Genomic DNA, 19839 nt, shown 5'->3' with positions numbered 1-19839 from the left:
ATTTTTATTCTTATCGGATAACACTCTTTTACTACACTATGATATTTCGATCCGCTCGGTTCCGCTGCGACCGTTGGTGCTGTGTCTATGGTGCCCTCGCTGCGCTCGGTCACAGCTACACCATTGTGTCGGCGACAGGCAGCCCGAACTCGTGCGTGCCGTACATGACGTAGGCGCGCTCGGGATCGTTGGCCGCGTGTACCCGACCGGCGTGCGCGTCACGCCAGAAGCGCTGCAGCGGAGTGCCGTTCGCGAGCGCGGTGGCACCCGAGCTCTCGAACAGCCGGTCGATGGCGGCAACCGCCCGACCGGTGGCGCGTACCTGATCGCGGCGTGCCCGCACCCGCAGGTCGAACGGAACCTCCTTGCCCGCCACCAGCAGCGCGTATTCGTCGGCGACATTGCCCGACAGCTGACGCCATGCGGCATCGATATCGCTGGCGGCCTCGGCGATTCGCACCTTGGCGAACGGATCGTCCTTCGCCTTCTCGCCGGCGTAGGCCGCGCGGATCCGCTTGCCCTGGTGCTCGACATGCGCGTCGTATGCCCCGTAGGCCATACCTACGATCGGAGTCGAGATCGTAGTGGGATGGATTGTGCCCCAAGGCATCCGGTAGACCGGATCGGTGTTGTGCTCGAGGCCGGGGGCGGTCAGGTCGCTCATCGACCGCATGCTCAGGAATCGGTGCGTCGGTACGAAGACGTCTTCCACCACAACGGTATTGGAGCCGGTACCGCGCAGGCCGACCACATTCCACACGTCATCGATGCGGTATTCGGTGCGTGGGATGAGGAAGCTGCCGAAGTCGACCGGCTTGCCATTCTTGATCACCGGGCCGCCCACCATCACCCAGTTGGCGTGTTCGGAACCCGAGGACCAGTTCCATGCACCCTTGACGATGTAGCCGCCGTCAACGACCGTGCCCGCGCCCATCGGAGCGTACGACGAGGAGATACGGACCTCGGTGTCCTCGCCCCACACCTCCTCCTGCGCCTGTTGCGAGAACAGCGCGAGGTGCCAGTTGTGCACGCCGATGATGCCCGAAACCCAGCCCGTTGAGCCGCACGCGCTCGCGATCTTGCGGACGGTGTCGTAGAAGACGACGGGGTCCGCCGCGAGCCCGCCCCACTGCTTGGGCTGCAACAGGCGGAAGAATCCGGTCTCCTGCAGTGCCTTGATCGATTCGTCGGGGATCTGCCGCAGGTCCTCGGCCTCCTGCGCGCGCTCGCGCAGGGTCGGCAACAGTGCTTCGACCCGTTCGGTCACTTCTTGCGTCATCGCGGGACCCGCTCCTGCCTGGTCGGATTGGTAACCGGTACTCATTTGCCTCTGAGACTAGAACAGGTTCTTATTTCTGTCGAGAACGGGTGACCGTTGGTGGCATTCATCGCCGATTCGCAGGTGGTCGACCGAATCACTGGCGTGGAACGCGACATTTTTGTAACGTGTTCTAGTACAGAAGGAGGAGGAATCGCGATGGCAGTTACCCCACAGGGGAGCGGTGCGAAGATCCGTGAGCTCGATGTGGGCTCCGCACCCACCCGCTATGCGCGGGGATGGCATTGCCTCGGTTTGGCGAAGACGTTCCGCGACGGCAAGCCACACGCGGTCGAAGTGTTCGGCACCAAGCTCGTCGTCTGGGTCGACAGCAATGACGAACTCCGGGTGCTGGACGCCTACTGCAGGCATATGGGCGGCGACCTGAGCATGGGCGAGGTCAAGAACGGCGATATCGCCTGCCCGTTCCATGACTGGCGCTGGTCGGGGACCAACGGTAAGTGCACGGCGATACCTTATGCGCGGCGCGTGCCACCGCTGGCGCGCACCCGCAAATGGACCACGCTCGAACGCAACGGACAGCTGTTCGTCTGGCACGATGTCGAGGGCAGCCAGCCCCCGCCCGAGGTCACCATTCCGCACATTGTGGGCCCGTACACCGACGCGGACGGCAATCCGAGCGAACAGCTCGACAGCGGGTGGACCGAGTGGACCTGGAACTCGCTGCTGATCGAGGGCGCGAACTGCCGCGAGATCATCGACAACGTGGTGGACATGGCCCACTTCTTCTACATCCACTTCGCCTTCCCGACGTACTTCAAGAACGTTTTCGAGGGGCATATCGCCACCCAGTTCCTGGAGACCAAGGGTCGTCCCGATATCGGCATGGCCTCCAAGTATGGCGGCGATACGCTGCTGAAGTCGGAGGCGTCGTACTTCGGACCGTCGTACATGATCAATCCGCTGGTCAATATCTACAGCGGATACGAGGTCAAGAGCGTCCTGATCAACTGCCACTACCCGGTCACTCAGGATTCCTTCGTCCTGCAGTGGGGTGTTTCGCTGGAGAAGCCGAAGGGCGTCGACGGCGATATGGCCGACAAGCTGGCCGCGAAGATGACCGAGGGCATCAGCGTGGGCTTCCTGCAGGATGTGGAGATCTGGAAGCACAAGTCCAAGGTCGAAAATCCGCTGCTCTGCGAGGAGGACGGGCCGGTCTACCAGCTGCGTCGCTGGTACGACCAGTTCTATGTCGACCTGGCCGATGTGACCGAGAAGATGACCCAGCGCTTCGAGTTCGAGGTGGATACCACCAAGGCGAATGAGGCATGGGAGGCCGAGGTCGCCGAAAACCTGCGGCGCAAGCGGGAAGCGGAAGCGGAAGCGGGAGTCTGATGGCGGCGACCTGGGCGAAAGCACCCGACTTCGCCGACCAACCGGCGCGGCGGGCCGCGGTGCAGGCCCAGACCGTGGTCGATAAGCAGCGCTATCTGGAAGAGGGGCTGACGCCGCTGCGGTGTCAGTCCTGCCAGATCGAGGTGCTGGTGCGCAAGAGTTCTTCGCACCAGACCTCGGTGCAGTGGACGGAGAATCCGGCCGCGCGCTGCCCGGTCTTCGCCAAGCTCAGTGCGCAGGGCTACGGCCCGGGACGACCGGAATCCTGTGCGCAACTGGAGAAGACGATCAAATGGGCCGTCGACGAGGGTGTGCTGGAAATCGACTGATTCAGTCGAGGGTGAAGTCGGCGAAGTCGAATCCCGGCGAAACAATGCAGCTCACCAGCACGTACTCGGCGCCAGCCGGACGCGCGGCCTGACCGACCCCACCCGGCACGACCGCCTGCAATACCTGCCCGCGCTCGACATCGGGCCCGAGGACGATCTCCTCGCCCCCGATGTCGAGCACCAGCGGCCCACCTCGATGCCACAGCCACAGCTCGTCCGAGCGCACGGTATGCAACGCCGACTTTTCGCCCGGCATCAGTAAGAAGTAGATCGCCGTCGCACTGGCCCGCGGCCCCGGATAGCCCTCCGGCGTGAATTCCGCAGCACTACGCCAGGTTTGCCGATACCACCCACCCTCTGGATGCGGTTCCAGATCGAGTGCGACGGCAAGCGGCGGTCGTTCGTCGGTCATGCCCCGACTATGCCCGATCCACCCGCCCTCGGGGTCCGAGCCACTGATGCGGCTGCCCGGTGACCGCTGCGATGCATTCGAAGTCGTGATCTCTGTGCAGCAGGGTCAACCCGCGTAGCTCCGCGGTGGCTGCGAGAACGAGATCAACCGGGCCTGCACTGCGATGTTGCGCTCGCTCGGTGAGCTCCCCTTGAACCTCCCAGGCGCGGTCGAAGGCCCGATCAGCGATGGGTTCCCAACCGAACACCACGCGCATGTCCTCGATGGTCTGCGCCCGATCGGCGGCAGAACGCACCGAGTAGAAGAACTCCAATTCGACAATCGGGCAGATGGCGATCAGCCCAGCCGCGGCCGCGCGCTGCCAGGCAAAGGCATCCGGGTCCTGCTTCATGATCGGCATCAGGGCGCTGGTGTCGATGAGGAATTGGGCCGCGCTCATCGACGGTATTTCCGCTTGTCCTCGAGCAGGTCCAGATCGAAGGCGCCATCGGAGGCGGCATCTTGCAGACGGATCAGCGCAAGAACTCGGCGCTGGTTCTCCAGCACCTCGCGCAGCGCCGCGTGCACCGTGTCCTTCTTCGTGCTGGTACCCAGTGTCTTCGATACGTCGGCAAGCAGTTGATCATCGAGATCTATCACGGTCCGAGCCACGGTCAAACCCCCTTGATATCTAGCCGTATATCAATGGTATCAGCAGAGATATACAACGGTCGAGCTGTTGTCAGAACAGGGTGGGTTCGCCGAAGCCCGGGGTGCGTTCGATTTCCAGCAGGCGCTGTTTGGTGGTGATGCCGCCGGGGGCGGAGAAGCCGTTGAGGGTGTGGTCGGCGGCGAGGACTCGGTGGCAGGGGATGATCAGGGGGATCGGATTGCGGCCCAAGGCTTGTCCGACGGCCTGGGCCGCGCTGGGGGCTCCGATGCGCTCGGCGACCTGGCCGTAGCTGAGGGTGTGGCCTGGATCGATGGCGCGGGTCACCTGGTAGACGGCGCGGTGGAATTCCGGAATTCCCTTGGTGGTCACCGGAATCCAGCGCAGATCGTCGAGTTCTCCGGCGAGGTGTGCCTGGATGCGTGCGATGGCGTCGGCGATCGGGTCGGTTGGTGCGGCCTCGGGGATGGCATCAGCGCCCGGAATCCGGCTGCTCGGTTGCACGATCCTGGCCCGCGTCGCGGCGGGGCTCGCCTCCGGCAGCCGGAACCGGAATACCGCGTCATCGGTCCAGGCGATCGCGCAGGGGCCGATCGCGGTGTCGAACAGCGCCGACCCGGTGACCGGGCGCGCGGAAGCACTCATACGCTCAGTGTGCACGCGGGGTCCGACATCTTCGAGCAGTCCAGTCCAGTTCTCAGAAACTGGCCTGGAATCCACTGGCGGTCGGCTTTACCGCTCCGCAACTCGGGTTCGAGATCCGCTGCCGCGCGGTCCGCTCGGGGCGCGGCAGTGCCGCCGCATCGGGATCCGGCACATCGCCGCGGCCGTAGATTGCGGCGAGATCGACGTATTGGCGCTGGTTTTCGTAGTACGAGGGCGACCGGTCGGCCAGCGGTCCCGGTGTGTGGAACCGCTCGAGGCGAAAGACCGCACCGGGCTGCCTCGGTGCGTACCGATGCACGAGGTAGCCGAAGAAGGCGATGACGAGGACGGTGGCGAGGGCGCTCATAATGGACAGCGTGCGCCGAACTGGCCTTGCCATTAAATATCCAATTCGCTAATACTGGACTTTATGTCGACGAGAGTGATCGGTGCCGCCAGCCTGGCCCGCGATCTAGGGCGCTGGCGCCATGCGGATGAGAACGGCGAACCGGGCGAACGCCGGTCGACGCGCCCGGCCTATCTGGCCCTCGCCGAAGGCATCCGACTGCTCATCCACGACGGTCGCGCACCGCTCGGCGTCGCCCTGCCCAGTGAGCGCGACCTCGCCGGCACCCTCGGCGTCAGTCGCACCACCATCACCTCGACCTACAGCCTGTTGCGCGAACACGGCTATCTGATCAGCCGCCAGGGCTCACGCAGCACCGTCGCCCTCCCGCGCGACGTGCAGCACGACGGCACCAAACCTGCCCGCAGCATCCTGGCGATGATGGCGCAGCCGGAACTGCCGACCATCGATATGACCTACGCCGCGATGGCCGCGCCCCTGGAGATGCAGGATGCGTACTCCGTTGCACTGCAAGGTATTCCGGCCTATCTCGGCACGCACGGCATGGACCCCGTCGGTGTGCTCGCACTGCGCGAGGCGCTGGCCCGCCGCTACACCGAGCGTGGCCTGCCCACCGAACCGGACCAGATCCTGGTCACCCTCGGCGCCCAGCACGGGCTGCGCCTGCTGCTCAATGTGCTCACGGCGCCAGCGGCCCGGGTGCTCATCGACCATCCGACCTATCCCAATGCCATCGAGGCTATCCGGGACGTCGGCGCCCGGCCGGTGCCGGTGCCGCTGCGTCCGGAAACCCCGGAGTCCGGCTGGGATCTCGATGGAATCCGCAGCGCCGCAAGGCAAACCGCGGCCACCCTGGCCTACCTGGTGCCGGACTTCAACAATCCGACCGGCCTGCTGCTCGATGCCGACAGCCGTGCCGAACTGGCCGCCATTGCCCGCGAAACCCGGATGACCGTGGTGATCGACGAGTCGATGGTGGACCTGAGTCTGACCGACCGGACCGCCCCACCCCCGGTCGCGGCCTTCGCCAAGGGCACCGAGATCGTCACCATCGGTTCGGCCTCGAAATCCTTCTGGGGCGGTCTGCGCGTCGGCTGGATCCGCACCGGTCAATCGTTGATCGCGAAACTGCTCGGCATCCGCTCCACCGTCGACCTCGGCACCCCCGTCATGGACCAGCTCGCCACCATCCATCTGCTCGAGCACGCCGACACCATCCTCACCCGCCGCCGCGACCAACTCCACTCCCAGCGCGCGGCCCTGCTCACCACCCTCGCCGAGGAACTCCCGGACTGGCGCGCCATCGTCGGCGACGGCGGCATGTCCGTCTGGGCGCAGCTGCCAGCCCCCGTCTCGACCGCTCTGGCCGCCACCGCCCCAAACCACGGCGTATTACTCGCCGCCGGACCGAGATTCGGCGTCCAGGGCGCCTTCGAACGCTTCATCCGCCTCCCCTTCACCCACCCCGAACCCGAACTGCGCCTAGCAGTCAAATCCATAGCCGCCGCCTACGAAGCCCTCACCCCCCGCGCCGCCGACCCCCTCCAACCCCTCACCTGCTACTGAGGCCCGTCCGGGTCGCGCCCCGCCTCCCATCAAGGTCCGCCGGTCCTGAGCAGTCCAGTGCCCAGTCCACTGGCGCCGAGTTCATCGGCCGCGATGGGCTCCCGCAGAGCGAGTGACTACCTCGCACATGTTGTGGAGTCTTGTTGCCGAATTGGCGCGGTTTTTGGCCGTGGCACAGGTGACGTGCCTATGTGGACGGCTGAGGCGCAATCATGCCCGCCGCTAGGTGATTTGGTCGGTCGCCGTGACGGCGGTGTGGTGGCACGATTGCAGGTTCGGCGTCTTCGGTAACAGGCACCGTGGGGTATGCGGTATGACAACTGGATATGCGCGAGCCCTCGGTGCCCAGATGGTCGATCCGCAACTTATTGTCGTACTGTCAATACAGTCCGGGGGTGGCTCCCGGGAGCGCCGCGTCGGCGGTGCGCTGGATCAACGACGAACCGAGGTAAGGCGTGAGTACACCATCCACCGCCACCAAGCAGGGTCCGCTTGCGGGCATCAAGGTCATCGAGTTGGCCGGGATCGGGCCGGGTCCGCATGCGGCACTGCTGCTCGCCGACCTCGGCGCCGATGTGGTTCGGGTACAGCGGCCGGGGATGCTGCCCGGTTTCATGGAGCGGCCGCAGTGGCGCGGGCGCACCATTGTCGAGGCGAATCTGAAGGATCCGGCGGATATCGAGAAGGTGCTCGCACTCGCCGAAAAGGCCGATGTGCTGATCGAGGGGTTTCGTCCGGGCGTCACCGAGCGCATGGGCCTGGGCCCCGACGTCGTGCTCGCGCGCAACCCGCGTCTGGTCTACGGCCGGATGACCGGCTGGGGGCAGGACGGACCGCTGGCCGATCGCGCCGGACACGACATCAATTACATCTCGCTGACCGGTGTGCTGCACGCGATCGGGCGCAAGGGGGAGCGGCCGGTACCGCCGCTGAATATGGTCGGCGACTTCGGTGGCGGCTCGATGTTCCTGGTCTTCGGCATTCTCGCGGCGCTGGTCGAGCGGCAGAGCTCCGGCAAGGGACAGGTCATCGACTCGGCGATGATCGATGGGGCGCTTGCCCTTTCGCACATGATCTGGGGCATGCGCGGTATGGGCCTGTGGTCCGATGAGCGCGGCACCAACCTGCTCGACACCGGTATGGCCTTCTACGACACCTACGAAACCTCCGACGGCAAGTACATGGCGGTCGGCGCGATCGAACCGCAGTTCTACGCGGAACTCTTGCAGGGCTTGGAGATCGATCCCGAGGGCCTGCCGATGCAGATCGACCCGAACGGTCAGGATCAGCTCGAGAAACTGTTCTCGGAGAAGTTCAAGACCAAGACCCGCGACGAGTGGGCCGCGATCTTCGACGGCACTGACGCCTGCACAACACCGGTGCTGACCTTCACCGAGGCCGAACAGAATCCGCACATCGTCGCCCGTACCGGACTCATCGAGATCGACGGCGTCGTCCAGCACGCCCCGGCCCCACGCTTTTCGCGCACCCCCACCGCCACGCCCACCCCGCCGCCCAGCGAGGCGACGCCGATCGAATCCGTCTGGGCGGATTGATGATTCACCTCTGACGAAGAGCGTCGCGATGCCGACAGGCCCCGGTTTCTACCGTGGCCTGTGTCGCTTCAGATGCTCTGATCAGCTCCGGAGCCATTGGCCTGCGAGCTGATTCAGCCGACAGTCGCTCGAGCGAACTGTCCGGCGGCAGTCGCAGTTCGGCCGCGTAGCCGAGGACGCGACGATCGCGTTGGAGCGCGCTCCGACTTCGAGGCGGCCGCCGCTGGCTGCGGCGCAGTATGGCCGAATCCGAGCCCGGATTCGGTCCGGAACTGCTCTTCATACAGCACGGGAGCAGGACCCAGCAGTACTGGCCGAATTCGCCTGCGCGGCCCGCATATCCTGCGTCCCTGCGAGTGTGTCGAACTGGCGAGCAGCACCGCACCCACCGGCATGCCGCTGCCGGTCTGCAAACGTGCCCTAGTGGCGGGTCCACTCCGGTTGGGCGAAATGGGCAATGCGGGCTTCGGTAGCGTCCCGGTCGAGTAGGACGACCTCGCGGAACTGCCAGAGCATCGCACCGGTCGGGGCGTGGATGGTCATATTCTCGCCGAGGCGCATTTGCAGCAGGCCGGCGCCTTCGAGGGTGGTCGATGGCGCGTCGGCGCGCAGAGCAACGTCCTTCGGGGACACCCAGTGCGGGACATCATCGGCGGCCAGCCTGTCCAGATCCACGAGATGGACCGAGTGGACCTCCGCCGGATTGGGCCGCAGCTCGCCGGCATCGTCGAGGGCCGCGACAATCGGGGTGATCACGAAACCCGACGTGGCGGGAAAGTCGTCGAGTCTGCCGAGGACGTCGGCCCGGGTCGCGGTCAGACCGAGCTCTTCGTGCAGCTCGCGAATCGCGGCCTGTTCGGTGGTTTCGCCCGCATCGACCCGCCCACCCGGCAACCCCCACTGCCCGGCATTGCGCCCGCGATATGCCCGTTTGATGATGATCACCGATAACGGGCCGTCCGGTTCATCGACCACGCAGAGCAGCACCGCGGCGCGACGAAGGCCCGGCGCGTCCGGGACCTCGGTGTGTGGAAACCCGCCGAGCCGGGTGCTGGCCGTTGCGCGGAAGTCGGCGATGCTGGTGGGGACGCGAGGTCCCGTGGTGGGGCCCATCCTTCGATCTTGCCCCAGCAGCCGGGCTTCGGTGTCGTCGGTTCTCACACATCGGCACGCTCTCGGCTCCGGCCGACCTCACGCCGCTGTGCGCGCCGCACCCTGGTTTGCCGCATCGGCCACGCCGCGGGTCACCAGCTTGGCGATTCGGGCGACGAGGGTGCGTGGGCGACGGGGCATCAGGTGCGCGGAAGCGAAGTTTCCAGCACCGGGGACCACATAGCCCCTGTTGCGTTCGAGGGCGCGCAGGGCCGACCGGACGACGTGCGCCGCGCTGTCCATGGACGGGCCGATCGCGGCCTTGCGGGTGCCGACCACGTCGAAGAACTGGGTCTCCGTCGGCCCCGGGCACAAGGCCAGAACCTTGACGCCGCGATCGCGGTATTCGCTCCACAGGGAAAGGCTGAAGTTGAGGACGAAGGCCTTTCCCGCGGCATAGGTGGCGAAGTACGGCGAGGGCTGGAAGGCGGCGATCGAGGCGACATTGACGATCTCGCCGCTGCCGCGCTCGAGCATGCCCGGGATCAACCGGCGCGTAAGACCGGCCAGCGCAACGACATTGACCATCAGCTGGTCCTGCTCACGATCGGCGGCGAGTTCCTCGAACCGACCCGCGCTGCCGAATCCGGCATTGTTGATCAGGACGTCTATCGAAAGTTCAAGGGCCGCAAGCTCATTTGCGATCCGGCTCGCCGCGTCCACATCGGTCAGGTCCTGGCCGATGACATCTACCCGGACGCCGTGCCGGTTACGCAATTCGGCGGCAAGGGATTCCAGGCGATCCAGCGAGCGGGCGACCAGCACCAGATTGTCACCGCGCGCCGCGAGCTGCGCGGCGAACTCGGCCCCGATACCGGATGAGGCGCCGGTGACGAGGGCGGTTCTTCCCGAGTGGGTCATATCTAACTCCTTCGATCGGATGCGACACAAGAGTAGCCATATTTTCTAGAACTGCAACATTCATGTTGCAGTTAATCGAAAAACCGCTCGTCAGCTGTACTATGTCCAGAAGATCTCAGCGAAGAGGAGCCCATGCCGCCCACATCCGCCCGCCCGCTGCGCGCCGACGCCGAACGCACCATGCGCGCCATCCTCGACGCCGCGGAACGAGTGCTGAGCGAAAACCCCAACGCGACACTGGAACAGATCGCCGAAGCCGCGGGAGTCGCCCGAACCACCGTGCACCGCCGCTTCGCCAGCCGCGAAGAGCTGCTGCACACCATGGCGCTCAACGCCTGGCGCCGCATCGACGCGGCCGTCGACGCGGCCCGCCCCCAAACCGCACCCCCCATGGTCGCCCTACACCAGGCCACCGCCAATGTCATCGAAATCAAATACGGCGCCGCATACGCACTCGACCGAGCCGACGAATCCGCCCCCGAGGTAGCCGACCTACAGGCCCGCGTCTTCGCAAAATGCGACGCCGCCCTAGCCCTAGCCCAATCCGCCGGCATCATCGCCCCCGACGCCGACCTACTCTGGGTCCGCCGCGTCTACCTAGCCCTCATCACCGAAACCGTCCACGGCACCCCCGACCTCGACGCCACCACCGACCCCGACACCCTAGCCACCCGCCTGATCACCACCCTCCTCTCCGGCGTCGGCCCCAAACGCCATTAGCAGCCGAGAATGCGCTGGTGCAGGTGCTTCTCGACGTTTACCTGCATCAGCGCATGGTGATCGCTCGTCCAGGTGTGGTTGCTGACTTGTGTGCTGGGCAGTGCGGAGGTTGCAGTGGGGTCGGAGTCGAAGGGGCTCGTTGTGATCCATGAGCGTGGACGGGTTCCGGTGGGGGGCGGGCGGCTGGAGGCTCCCGTGTGCGGCGAGCCGGTCGGTAGGTGAGAATCCAGGCAGCGTGACTGGGCGCGGAGAGCGGAGGGACCGGGAGTGTCAGCTTGGGGTGAGGTCGTTGTCGGCCTGGTAATTCTGGTCGGGGTGCTCGGGATCATCGTGCCGATACTGCCCGGGGTCATTCTGATCTTCGGGGCGATCGCGGTCTGGGCGTTTGTGACCGGTGGGGCGACGGCTTGGGTCGTATTCGCGATCAGTAGCGCGTTTCTGGTGCTCTCCGGGATCATCAAGTACACGTGGCCGGGGCGGAAGATGAAGGATGCGGGGGTTTCCAACCGGGCGCTGTTCGTGGGGGCGGTACTGGGCATCGTGGGCTTCTTCATCATCCCGGTGGTCGGGTTGTTCGTGGGATTCGTTCTTGGCGTGTACCTTTCGGAACTCCACCGCCTCCGTGAGAACCAACCCGCCTGGCAGGCAACGGTTCACGCGCTCAAGGGCGTCGGTCTGTCGATGCTCATCGAACTCTTCGGCGCACTGCTGGCGACCGGGGTGTGGGTCATCGGCGCCATCGTGACCTGAGTCGAGGCGGGCTCCGTCGGGGCAGCGCGAGACCTACACCTACGACTACAAAACCCGATCGACACCGGGGCCAGCTACGGCATCGGTGGCGTGGCTACGAGGTGACGTAGGCGATGACGGCGACGATCAGCACGATGATGGCTCCTACCGCCGCCAGGATGATGAATGCGGAGGAGATGATTCCGCAGATGTAGCCTGCCATCACCAAGCCTCGGCCGCCGATTGTGCCGTCGGAGCGATCGATCTCGGCCAGGGCGCGCCGTCCCATGAACCAGGCGAACGGGCCGATCAGGGTGCACACCACCAGGCTCAGAATTCCGAGGATCAATATCAACACGGCCTGGGGATGATCCGCCGGTAGGTGTGGATAACCTGGGTAACCGGCCCCCGCTGGAGTTTCGGTCATGCAGGAAGCGTATGACAGACCGCCCTGAAGCGGGATGAATCTGTGTCGCTCCGCGGCGACCACCCGCCTACGGCCGGGTCGCACTCACTCGATGGCAGGGAACGGAATCGTATCCGCCGCTTCGAGTTTCGGGATCTCATCGCGTCGCAGCGGCAGGGTCGGCTGTTCGGTGCGCGGGATCGGCAGGGTGGGTGCGGGATCGGTCGGAATCTTGCGTGCGCGGGCGGGCAGTCGATAGAACGCCCGCGCGTTGTCCTCGAGCACCTTGAACATATCGGTGCCGACCACATCGCAGATCAGATCGACGTCGGAGTCCACGAAGGGCCGTCCCGCCCTGGTGCCGGGCAGATCCGTGCCGAACATGAGCGCCTCGGGATTGACAGCGTGGATGCGGCGCAGCGTATCGGCCACATTCATGTGCACCCGCCCGAAACCGGTCGCCTTCACCCGCGCGCCGCCATCGACCAGATCGAGCAGGTAGGGCAGGCCCTCCTCGGACATGCCGAGGTGGTCGATGGAGAGCACCGGAAGTTTCGAGATCACCGGTTGCAGCGAGGTGAGCATGGTGCCGTCGATATAGACCTCGACATGCCAGCCGACCAGCTCGTGCGCCCGCAGCGCCAGCCGGGTCATCGCGGTGATATCCGCGGCCGCGCGCTTGACGTTGAACCGCAGTGCCCGCACGCCGATCCGGTCGAGTTCGCTGATCTCGGCATCGGTGGCATCGGGGTCCAGTGTGGTGACACCGACCCAGCCCTCGCCCAGTTTCGCGAGTGCCGCCTTCAGGTAGGTCTGATCGGTGCCTTGGAAGGATCCGCTGACCACGGCCCCGCCGCCGACATCGAAGCGAGACATGCGCTTTCGGTAATCGGCAATGGTGAACGGGTCGGGCAGGTAGCCCTCGTTCTCGGCCAGCGGGAACCCCGGGTCGAAGATGTGGAGATGGGCATCGAACACTTGTACAGAATGCCTCAGTAAAGGATTTTCCGCTGCCGTAGACCCGACAGGATTTTGCACTGCTGCGGCCGTATCGGATTGTCGAGTGCCACAGGAGGTGACGTGCACCCCCTGTGGCACCGGCACTAGACCTTGTGCGGTTCGCTGGCGCGCAGCATGTCCTCGCGCTCGACGACCTTGACGCGCTCGCGGCCCTCCGGCTCACCGAGTGCGCGCTCGTGCGCGTCGAGGCGGTACCAGCCCTGCCAGGTGGTGAACGGGATGCCCTTGCCCTCGAGGAATTCGGTGACGGCGTCCAGTTCCGGCTTCTCGGCCGGGGTGAAGTTCACGCTGTCGTCGAGCAGGCAGGCCACGGTCTCGTTGGCATCGCCCTTGGTGTGGCCGATGAGGCCGACCGGACCGCGCTTGATCCAGCCGGTGACGTAGGTGGCAGGCAGATAGCGCTGTGCACCATCGGCGTCCTCGTCGGCGATGACGCGTCCGGCCTCGTTCGGGACCACACCGGCCTGATCGTCGAACGGCAGGTTGGTGAGGTTCTGTGACAGGTAGCCGACGGCGCGGTAGATGGCCTGGACGTCCCAGTCCCTGAAGACACCGGTGCCCTTGACATTGCCGGTGCCGTCGAGCTGGGTGCGCTCGGTGCGCAGGCCGACGACCCTGCCGTCCTCACCGATGATCTCCGCGGGGGATTCGAAGAAGTGCAGGAACAGCTTGTGCGGGCGGTTGCCGACATCGCGGATGGCCCACTGCTCGAGCGTATTCGCGATCATGTCGACCTGCTTGGAGTGCCGACGCGCGGCCTCGGAGCCCTCGTCGTAGTCGATGTCCTCGGGATCGACGATGACCTCGATGGTCGGGGAGTGGTCGAGTTCGCGCAGCTCGAGCGGCGTGAACTTGGCCTGCGCCGGGCCGCGGCGGCCGAAGACGTGCACCTCGACCGCCTTATTGGCTTTCAATCCGGCGTGGACGTTTGGCGGTATCTCGGTCGGCAGCAGTTCGTCGCCGGTCTTGGCGAGCACACGCGCGACATCGAGTGCGACATTGCCGACACCGAGGACGGCGACCTTCTCGGCCTCCAGCGGCCAGGTGCGCGGCACATCCGGATGTCCGTCGTACCAGGACACGAAGTCCGCGGCGCCGTAGCTGCCGTCCAGGCCGATGCCGGGGATGTCCAGCGCGCGGTCGGCGTTGGCGCCGGTGGAGAAGATCACCGCGTCATAGAACGTGCGCAGATCGTCGAGGGTGATGTCGGTGCCGTAGTCGATATTGCCGAGCAGGCGGACCTGCGGCTTGTCGAGCACCTTGTGCAGGGCGGTGATGATGCCCTTGATGCGCGGGTGGTCCGGCGCGACGCCGTAGCGGATCAGACCGAACGGCGCCGGCATGCGCTCGTACAGGTCGATGCTCACCTCGGCATCGGACTTCATCAACGCGTCGGCGGCGTAGATACCGGCCGGTCCTGCGCCTACGATCGCGATGCGAAGCGGGCGAGTCCCGGCGGTGTGCGCGTCAGGCCCGGAGGTGGCAGCTTGCGTAACCACGGAGGGCTCGCGCGCACCGCTAGTCGACTCTGCACTGTGTTCGGTCATCTCTTACGCGCACCCTTATGGTCGAAACAATTATGGCGTCAGTCTTAGCTTAGGCTAACTTGGCGCACCTTTTGGTTGCACCTGACGATGCGGACAGGCGGCTCGCGGCTGCGCAGTCGCTACGTTGGTGAGCTGGCATATGGCTATGACAGCAGGCCGCAGTCTCGCGATTCTATCGGTGGCGCATGGCGCACCCTGCGGGCGGTGCGTGAACCGGATGGTTGCCACCCGGGCTCACTTACCCGAGTACCCACTGTCCGGTTGGCTATCGAATTATTGCTGTGCCGCTGCCGTGCGGGGTCGCGCCCGGTCCGGGGGCGCCTGTCGGATACCGCTGCCCACCAGGGATGATCGACCCATGACAGAGCAGCAGGGCGCCGATGACGAACCGGTGATCGAGGTCGACCAGACCGATCGGCGCACGATGGCGCCGTTCATCGCGGCAGCCGTATTCGCGGCCGTCGTCCTGGTCGCCATCGTGCTGGGCGCGGTGCTATCGCCCGCTGAGAAAAATGTCACAGAATCGGACAAGATCGCGGCCGCGGTGCATCGCTATGCAGAGGCCAGGGGCACCACCGACAACACACCGCCACCCGCGGTGGCCTGCCAAGGATTCGACGAGAGCAAGTCGCCGCTGGCCGCCCAGTTCGGTGGCGCTGTGGCCGGAAAGTCGATCAAGGTCACCAACATTGACAACGCCATGGTCGATGGCGATAGGGCGAAGGCGAACGTGACCATCGCGGTCGACGGCCGGGAGACGCCGGCGACGTGGAATTTGGTTCGCTCCGGCGACCGCTGGATCGTCTGCAACTGATTACCCGGCGTGGCGCTGACCTGGGTTTGACAGGGCGGCCCCTGCCCAGGCAATCTCGGACACAGGTCATGAGAACCAGCGTCAAGCCCCGGCTGGCTGGTCGGCAACCCTCCTCCACGGTGGGGTGCTCCGGGTGACGACCTGGCCGCGCACCGAAACCCAGGTGCGGCAAGCGTGGATTCACAGGAGGATCGCATGACATATGCCGGTGACATCACCCCCCAGCAGGCGTGGGAGTTGTTGCGCGACAATCCCGAGGCCGTCTTGGTCGATGTGCGCACCGAGGCCGAATGGCGCTTCGTCGGCGTCCCCGATACGAGTTCGATCGATCGGCCGACGGTGCTGATCGAATGGGTCGACACCAGTGGCGCCCGCAACGGTGAGTTCGTCGCACAGCTGACCTCGGCGCTGGAGGGGCGCGATCCGGCGGCGCCCGTCGTCTTTCTGTGTCGCTCCGGGCAGCGTTCCATCGGTGCCGCGGTCGCCGCGACCGGTGTCGGGATCGAACCGTCGTACAACGTGCTCGAGGGCTTCGAGGGCCCCATCGACGAGTTCGGTCACCGCGGCGGCTCCGGCTGGCGCGCATTCGGTCTGCCGTGGCGGCAGTCATGATCACCGGGGGTGCGTTCGACAAACCGCTGCCCAAGGGGGTCGGCCCCGCGACGCTCGGCGTCCGAGGCGGCCTGCGCCGCTCCGGATTCGAGGAGACCGCCGAGGCGCTGTACCTGTCCTCCGGTTTCGTCTATGAGAGCGCCGAGGCGGCCGAGGCCGCGTTCACCGGCGATATCGAGCATTTCGTCTACTCCCGCTACGGCAACCCGACGGTGGCCATGTTCGAGGAGCGACTGCGCCTGATCGATGGCGCCGAGGCCTGTTTCGCGACCGCGAGCGGTATGTCGGCGGTATTCACCGCGCTCGGCGCGCTGCTGGGTGCGGGCGATCGACTGGTGGCCGCGCGCAGCCTCTTCGGCTCGTGCTTCGTGGTGTGCAATGAGATCCTGCCGCGCTGGGGTGTGGAGACCGTCTTCGTCGACGGCGATGATCTGGACCAGTGGGAGCAGGCGCTGTCGGTGCCGACCCAGGCCGTGTTCTTCGAGACGCCGGCCAACCCGATGCAGACGCTGGTCGATGTGCGCCGAGTGACCGAACTCGCCCATGCCGCGGGCGCGAAGGTGGTGCTGGACAACGTCTTTGCCACCCCGCTGCTGCAGCGCGGTTTCGAACTCGGCGCGGATGTGCTGGTGTATTCCGGCACCAAGCACATCGACGGTCAGGGTCGGGTGCTCGGCGGCGCGATTCTCGGCCCGCACGACTACATCGACGGTCCGGTGAAGAATCTTATGCGCCATACCGGTCCGGCGCTGAGCCCGTTCAATGCGTGGACCCTGCTCAAGGGTTTGGAGACCATGCCGCTGCGGGTGCGTCATTCGACCGAATCCGCATTGCGCATCGCGCGCTTCCTCGAGGGCAACAAGTCCGTCTCCTGGGTGCGCTATCCGTATCTGGAGTCGCATCCGCAACACGAGCTGGCGACCAGTCAGATGAGCGGCGGCGGCACGGTGGTCACCTTCGAGTTGAACGCGCCGGCGCACGAGGCGAAGAAGCGCACCTTCGAGGTGCTCAACCGGTTGCGCATCATCGATATCTCCAACAACCTCGGTGACTCCAAGACCCTGATCACCCATCCCGCCACCACCACCCACCGCGCCATGGGCCCCGAGGGCCGCGCCACCATCGGCCTGTCCGACGGTGTCGTGCGCATCTCGGTTGGGCTCGAGGATGTCGAGGATCTGCTGGCCGATTTGGACCATGCGCTGAGCTAGTAATCCGACGAAACGGGGCGCGGTGGCATCGTGCGCCCGCTTGGCGTTCGGACTCAACCGTGCCGGTGAGTCGCTGTCGGCTCGCTGCAGTGTCGGGTGTCGTGCCATTAGATGTGGCTGGCGCCGATGAGCGGTTCCGGTCTCATTCGCGCCGGTGAATGGCTGACGGTTGGCTGCGTGGCCGGGCCTGCGTGGGGTGTCGTGTCGCAGGTGTGGCTGTCGACGATGAGTCGTTCCGGGTTTCGTTCGTGCGGGTGACGGCTGTCGGCTTGCTGCGCCGCCGGGCCTGCGTCGGGTGTCGTGCCGAAGATGTCGCTGCCGACGATGAGCGCCGCGGTCCGGGGGGTGCCGGTAAGAATCGTGTCACCTGGTACATGAGCCCATCGGTTAGTGGCTCGGCACGCACGAACCTGTTCCCGATCTCCGGTATCGACGAATTCAGCTCGGCCACAACTCGATCCAATATCACGCGTCAGATCTACGAACGCCGACTCGAGCAAGTGCCGTTGCGGTGTTGTCACAGATTCGGACGGTTCTGCACCCAGTGAAACGGCGTGCTTCGTTGCGGGAAGTTGTTCGGGTCGATCCGGTCGAGGGCGATTGTTACCTGGTGGCCGTCCAGTTCGCCGGTCAGCACGGCTTTGTCGGGGGCGGGTTGCTGGAAGGTGAGTGTGCCCAACGGATTCCGAGTGCGGCCGGGCTTCACCGCCGATCCGGATTGCAGCGTCCCGGCGGTCAGCCGGATCCGATGGGCGGCGGCGTCCACGTCGGCGGGTACGGTCACCAGGGTGTCGTCCATCCGCTGGTAGGTAATCGTATTGGGATAGTCGAACACCACCGTTTTCCAACGGGTTTCGTCGGTGGTCAGCGGCGGCACCGCCTCGCCGTCGCGGGTGAACTGCGACACCGACCAGATGCCGTACAGCGGAGGTTTGGGTCGATCAGGCCCGCCACCACGCCAGGCGTGCCAGCCACCGTGCACCAGCGCCGCCGCAATCCAGATGCCGAGCGCGACCTGCGCCAATGCCGCGATACGGCGAGATCTCGTGGTGTGGAACGGATGCGGCACGGTGGAAGGGCCGGTGGTGCGGTTGAGCAGCAAAGCTTGCATCAGCCGCGGCGCCTCGGGAGTCAGCAGCACCAGCGACATCAGCAGAAAGTGCGTGGATGAAATCTTCTCCGGCACATCGAAGGTCATGTTCAGTACGACGATCTGCAGCGTGTCGATCAGGGTCAGCAGCGCGCCGAGCAGCGCGGTCCGCGGAATGAACAGCAAGACCGCCGCAGTGAGTTCCGCGGCGCCGAGCAGCATCTCGTACGGTCTCGACACACCTACCTGCGACCACAGCACGGCCATCGGCGTGAGGTCACCGTAATTGGTCAGCAGCGTGGTCAGCGAGGGCTGCGGCATCTGCGTCGGAATCGCCTTGGCGAAGCCGAAGCTCAACATCTGGCCGGCCAGCAACAGCCGGATGACGAGGAGATACCAGCCTGCGAGCGTGCGATAGTGCGTGCGGCGCCGGTCCAGCACCGACCACACCGCCGTCCCGGCCACAGCGACGGCCAGGATGCAGAACAACAGCACCCAGAAAATGGTCTGGTCACCGACGCCGTTCGGATACAGCTGTGCGGTGGTACCGAACAGGTGCTGGCTCACCCAGTTCAGGGCGGGCTGCATTTTCTGGATATGCCAGTACTGCGCGTCGTAGCCCAGCCAGCGGCCGAACCATCCGGTCAGCACGAAGACGATCGGCGGAGTCAGTAAGCAGAACAAGCCGAAGTACAGGAAGCAGAACCGGAACGCGATGCGGGTGAGCGGTTTCCACCCCGCCGGCTCGGGACCGGTTCGCCCGAGGACGCCGGTCACTGCTGCATTCTCGGATCGTGTGCGGGGTCGGGATACACGGGAGGGCAACCACGCTCGTTCGCCTCGGAGCGTAGTTCGTAGTGCCAGGGCTCGTTGCGGTAGATCTGGCACAGTCCGTATTCGGCGCCGTGCCCGGACAGCCACATACTGGCGTCGAAGCCGAGGTCGATCGCGTTGCCGGACACGTGCGCAAAGGTGTCCGCGGAGGCGACCCATCGGACCGCTTCGGCTTCCGAGCCGTACGTCGAGACCGCTTCACGACGAAGCTGATTCTGGTAGGCCGGGGAACGCCATCCGCTGTTGACATAGAACTCGATGCCCTCGCCAGCGGCAGCCGCCGCCGCTTCGCGCAAGGCGTGAAGCAGAGCGGAGTCGAGGTTGGCTATGCCGGGATACTCGTCATCGAACACTGTTACGCCGCCGGGCAGGGCACCGTCCTCCTCGGTAGCCCTGCCGCTGGGTCCGCCGCGAAGGACTTCGCGGAACGAGGGCACCCATGACCATGCTGATCGATGGACGCGGGTTTTGACGATCGCGGCGGTGACGGCGCCCAGGCCGACGCCGGTGGGCCTGCGAGTCCTGGGGGACCTTGTTCGCGTGGCGGTTGTTCGACTCATGCTGCCAGTCAAGGCAGCGTGATGTTGCCAGCCCGTATGTGGTTTTCGGTATGCCGACGATATGCGCGGGTTCGTAGCATCGGGA

The 19839-nt window shown here is 65.5% G+C and carries 22 protein-coding genes and 1 riboswitch; of the genes, 9 read left to right on the top strand and 13 right to left on the bottom strand.

Annotated elements, in window-relative coordinates; translation table 11 throughout:
* Positions 1-115: 115 nt before the first annotated feature.
* Complete coding sequence (gene hsaA / locus ABZW16_RS20160; RefSeq protein WP_354957454.1) at positions 116-1279, bottom strand: 3-hydroxy-9,10-secoandrosta-1,3,5(10)-triene-9,17-dione monooxygenase oxygenase subunit; 1164 nt, start codon at positions 1277-1279, stop codon at positions 116-118.
* A gap of 198 nt (positions 1280-1477) precedes the next feature.
* Here hsaA and ABZW16_RS20155 point away from each other — a divergent pair, with 198 nt between their 5' ends.
* Together ABZW16_RS20155 and ABZW16_RS20150 are read left to right on the top strand one after the other, a co-directional pair.
* A complete protein-coding gene (locus tag ABZW16_RS20155; RefSeq protein WP_354957453.1) occupies positions 1478-2674 on the top strand; it encodes a Rieske 2Fe-2S domain-containing protein in 1197 nt (398 codons plus the stop codon).
* A complete protein-coding gene (locus ABZW16_RS20150; protein WP_354957452.1) occupies positions 2674-3003 on the top strand; it encodes a hypothetical protein in 330 nt (109 codons plus the stop codon). The genes ABZW16_RS20155 and ABZW16_RS20150 overlap by 1 nt, the downstream gene beginning before the upstream one ends.
* A 1-nt stretch (position 3004) precedes the next feature.
* On the opposite strand, the gene ABZW16_RS20145 is transcribed toward ABZW16_RS20150, so the two are convergent.
* The 5 genes from ABZW16_RS20145 to ABZW16_RS20125 form a co-directional block, all read right to left on the bottom strand.
* Positions 3005-3415 carry a cupin domain-containing protein gene (locus tag ABZW16_RS20145; RefSeq protein WP_354957450.1) on the bottom strand — a complete coding sequence of 137 codons (411 nt, stop codon included), beginning with the start codon at positions 3413-3415 and terminating at the stop codon, positions 3005-3007.
* 7 nt (positions 3416-3422) lie between these two features.
* The gene (locus ABZW16_RS20140; RefSeq protein ID WP_354957449.1) at positions 3423-3854 is read right to left on the bottom strand and encodes a PIN domain nuclease; all 432 of its coding nucleotides are present in this window, start codon (positions 3852-3854) and stop codon (positions 3423-3425) included.
* Positions 3851-4066 (bottom strand): type II toxin-antitoxin system VapB family antitoxin, encoded by a 216-nt coding sequence (locus ABZW16_RS20135; RefSeq protein ID WP_354957448.1) that lies wholly within the window; start codon positions 4064-4066, stop codon positions 3851-3853. The genes ABZW16_RS20140 and ABZW16_RS20135 overlap by 4 nt, the downstream gene beginning before the upstream one ends.
* Positions 4067-4136: 70 nt before the next feature.
* Positions 4137-4709 carry a methylated-DNA--[protein]-cysteine S-methyltransferase gene (locus ABZW16_RS20130; RefSeq protein WP_354957447.1) on the bottom strand — a complete coding sequence of 191 codons (573 nt, stop codon included), beginning with the start codon at positions 4707-4709 and terminating at the stop codon, positions 4137-4139.
* A 52-nt stretch (positions 4710-4761) separates the two neighbouring features.
* Positions 4762-5109 (bottom strand): hypothetical protein, encoded by a 348-nt coding sequence (locus ABZW16_RS20125; RefSeq protein ID WP_354957446.1) that lies wholly within the window; start codon positions 5107-5109, stop codon positions 4762-4764.
* 30 nt (positions 5110-5139) lie between these two features.
* Here ABZW16_RS20125 and ABZW16_RS20120 point away from each other — a divergent pair, with 30 nt between their 5' ends.
* Together ABZW16_RS20120 and ABZW16_RS20115 are read left to right on the top strand one after the other, a co-directional pair.
* Positions 5140-6642, top strand: a complete 1503-nt coding sequence (locus ABZW16_RS20120; protein ID WP_354957445.1) for a PLP-dependent aminotransferase family protein — start codon at positions 5140-5142, stop codon at positions 6640-6642.
* A gap of 455 nt (positions 6643-7097) precedes the next feature.
* On the top strand, positions 7098-8198 hold the full coding sequence (locus tag ABZW16_RS20115) for a CaiB/BaiF CoA-transferase family protein (RefSeq protein WP_354957444.1): 1101 nt from the start codon (positions 7098-7100) through the stop codon (positions 8196-8198).
* A 420-nt stretch (positions 8199-8618) separates the two neighbouring features.
* On the opposite strand, the gene ABZW16_RS20110 is transcribed toward ABZW16_RS20115, so the two are convergent.
* On the bottom strand, positions 8619-9311 hold the full coding sequence (locus tag ABZW16_RS20110; RefSeq protein WP_354957443.1) for a CoA pyrophosphatase: 693 nt from the start codon (positions 9309-9311) through the stop codon (positions 8619-8621).
* Positions 9312-9389: 78 nt separating this feature from the next.
* A complete protein-coding gene (locus ABZW16_RS20105; RefSeq protein WP_354957442.1) occupies positions 9390-10211 on the bottom strand; it encodes an SDR family oxidoreductase in 822 nt (273 codons plus the stop codon).
* Between the two features lie 132 nt (positions 10212-10343).
* On the opposite strand from ABZW16_RS20105, the gene ABZW16_RS20100 reads away from it, so the two are divergent.
* Together ABZW16_RS20100 and ABZW16_RS20095 are read left to right on the top strand one after the other, a co-directional pair.
* The gene (locus tag ABZW16_RS20100) at positions 10344-10931 is read left to right on the top strand and encodes a helix-turn-helix domain-containing protein (protein WP_354957441.1); all 588 of its coding nucleotides are present in this window, start codon (positions 10344-10346) and stop codon (positions 10929-10931) included.
* A gap of 267 nt (positions 10932-11198) precedes the next feature.
* The gene (locus tag ABZW16_RS20095) at positions 11199-11681 is read left to right on the top strand and encodes a DUF456 domain-containing protein (RefSeq protein ID WP_354957440.1); all 483 of its coding nucleotides are present in this window, start codon (positions 11199-11201) and stop codon (positions 11679-11681) included.
* Positions 11682-11775: 94 nt separating this feature from the next.
* Here the strand turns inward: ABZW16_RS20095 and ABZW16_RS20090 are convergent, their stop codons facing one another.
* The 3 genes from ABZW16_RS20090 to ABZW16_RS20080 all read right to left on the bottom strand — a co-directional run bounded on the left by ABZW16_RS20090 (position 11776) and on the right by ABZW16_RS20080 (position 14585).
* Positions 11776-12087, bottom strand: coding sequence for a DUF4190 domain-containing protein (locus ABZW16_RS20090; protein WP_354957439.1), 312 nt, complete (start codon positions 12085-12087; stop codon positions 11776-11778).
* Positions 12088-12171: 84 nt separating this feature from the next.
* On the bottom strand, positions 12172-13044 hold the full coding sequence (locus ABZW16_RS20085) for an amidohydrolase family protein (protein WP_354957438.1): 873 nt from the start codon (positions 13042-13044) through the stop codon (positions 12172-12174).
* A gap of 125 nt (positions 13045-13169) precedes the next feature.
* Positions 13170-14585 (bottom strand): FAD-dependent oxidoreductase, encoded by a 1416-nt coding sequence (locus ABZW16_RS20080; protein WP_354957437.1) that lies wholly within the window; start codon positions 14583-14585, stop codon positions 13170-13172.
* 406 nt (positions 14586-14991) lie between these two features.
* On the opposite strand from ABZW16_RS20080, the gene ABZW16_RS20075 reads away from it, so the two are divergent.
* The 3 genes from ABZW16_RS20075 (at position 14992) to ABZW16_RS20065 (ending at position 17270) form a co-directional block, all read left to right on the top strand.
* Positions 14992-15447 (top strand): hypothetical protein, encoded by a 456-nt coding sequence (locus ABZW16_RS20075; RefSeq protein ID WP_354957436.1) that lies wholly within the window; start codon positions 14992-14994, stop codon positions 15445-15447.
* Between the two features lie 64 nt (positions 15448-15511).
* Positions 15512-15628, top strand: a riboswitch (SAM riboswitch).
* A gap of 14 nt (positions 15629-15642) precedes the next feature.
* Positions 15643-16059, top strand: coding sequence for a rhodanese-like domain-containing protein (locus tag ABZW16_RS20070; protein ID WP_354957435.1), 417 nt, complete (start codon positions 15643-15645; stop codon positions 16057-16059).
* Positions 16056-17270 (top strand): O-succinylhomoserine sulfhydrylase, encoded by a 1215-nt coding sequence (locus tag ABZW16_RS20065; RefSeq protein ID WP_354957434.1) that lies wholly within the window; start codon positions 16056-16058, stop codon positions 17268-17270. Before ABZW16_RS20070 ends, ABZW16_RS20065 begins: the two co-directional genes overlap by 4 nt.
* A gap of 517 nt (positions 17271-17787) precedes the next feature.
* Here the strand turns inward: ABZW16_RS20065 and ABZW16_RS20060 are convergent.
* Together ABZW16_RS20060 and ABZW16_RS20055 are read right to left on the bottom strand one after the other, a co-directional pair.
* Positions 17788-19137 carry a DoxX family protein gene (locus tag ABZW16_RS20060; protein WP_354957433.1) on the bottom strand — a complete coding sequence of 450 codons (1350 nt, stop codon included), beginning with the start codon at positions 19135-19137 and terminating at the stop codon, positions 17788-17790.
* On the bottom strand, positions 19134-19754 hold the full coding sequence (locus tag ABZW16_RS20055; protein WP_354957432.1) for a D-alanyl-D-alanine carboxypeptidase family protein: 621 nt from the start codon (positions 19752-19754) through the stop codon (positions 19134-19136). Before ABZW16_RS20055 ends, ABZW16_RS20060 begins: the two co-directional genes overlap by 4 nt.
* Positions 19755-19839: the final 85 nt, after the last annotated feature.

The organism is Nocardia sp. NPDC004604, from assembly GCF_040609795.1.
Lineage (GTDB): Bacteria > Actinomycetota > Actinomycetes > Mycobacteriales > Mycobacteriaceae > Nocardia.
The sequence above is the reverse complement of the archived record's forward strand: the minus strand, read 5'-3'. Positions and strand labels throughout refer to the sequence as shown.

Excerpts from the sequence above, each read along its gene's own strand:
- hsaA (WP_354957454.1), bottom strand. The coding sequence starts at position 1,279 with ATGACGCAAGAAGTGACCGAACGGGTCGAAGCACTGTTGCCGACCCTG.
- ABZW16_RS20155 (WP_354957453.1), top strand. The coding sequence starts at position 1,478 with ATGGCAGTTACCCCACAGGGGAGCGGTGCGAAGATCCGTGAGCTCGAT.
- ABZW16_RS20120 (WP_354957445.1), top strand. The coding sequence starts at position 5,140 with ATGTCGACGAGAGTGATCGGTGCCGCCAGCCTGGCCCGCGATCTAGGG.
- ABZW16_RS20145 (WP_354957450.1), bottom strand. The coding sequence starts at position 3,415 with ATGACCGACGAACGACCGCCGCTTGCCGTCGCACTCGATCTGGAACCG.
- ABZW16_RS20075 (WP_354957436.1), top strand. The coding sequence starts at position 14,992 with ATGACAGAGCAGCAGGGCGCCGATGACGAACCGGTGATCGAGGTCGAC.
- ABZW16_RS20070 (WP_354957435.1), top strand. The coding sequence starts at position 15,643 with ATGACATATGCCGGTGACATCACCCCCCAGCAGGCGTGGGAGTTGTTG.
- ABZW16_RS20105 (WP_354957442.1), bottom strand. The coding sequence starts at position 10,211 with ATGACCCACTCGGGAAGAACCGCCCTCGTCACCGGCGCCTCATCCGGT.
- ABZW16_RS20100 (WP_354957441.1), top strand. The coding sequence starts at position 10,344 with ATGCCGCCCACATCCGCCCGCCCGCTGCGCGCCGACGCCGAACGCACC.
- ABZW16_RS20110 (WP_354957443.1), bottom strand. The coding sequence starts at position 9,311 with ATGGGCCCCACCACGGGACCTCGCGTCCCCACCAGCATCGCCGACTTC.
- ABZW16_RS20140 (WP_354957449.1), bottom strand. The coding sequence starts at position 3,854 with ATGAGCGCGGCCCAATTCCTCATCGACACCAGCGCCCTGATGCCGATC.
- ABZW16_RS20090 (WP_354957439.1), bottom strand. The coding sequence starts at position 12,087 with ATGACCGAAACTCCAGCGGGGGCCGGTTACCCAGGTTATCCACACCTA.
- ABZW16_RS20150 (WP_354957452.1), top strand. The coding sequence starts at position 2,674 with ATGGCGGCGACCTGGGCGAAAGCACCCGACTTCGCCGACCAACCGGCG.
- ABZW16_RS20125 (WP_354957446.1), bottom strand. The coding sequence starts at position 5,109 with ATGGCAAGGCCAGTTCGGCGCACGCTGTCCATTATGAGCGCCCTCGCC.
- ABZW16_RS20065 (WP_354957434.1), top strand. The coding sequence starts at position 16,056 with ATGATCACCGGGGGTGCGTTCGACAAACCGCTGCCCAAGGGGGTCGGC.
- ABZW16_RS20055 (WP_354957432.1), bottom strand. The coding sequence starts at position 19,754 with ATGAGTCGAACAACCGCCACGCGAACAAGGTCCCCCAGGACTCGCAGG.
- ABZW16_RS20130 (WP_354957447.1), bottom strand. The coding sequence starts at position 4,709 with ATGAGTGCTTCCGCGCGCCCGGTCACCGGGTCGGCGCTGTTCGACACC.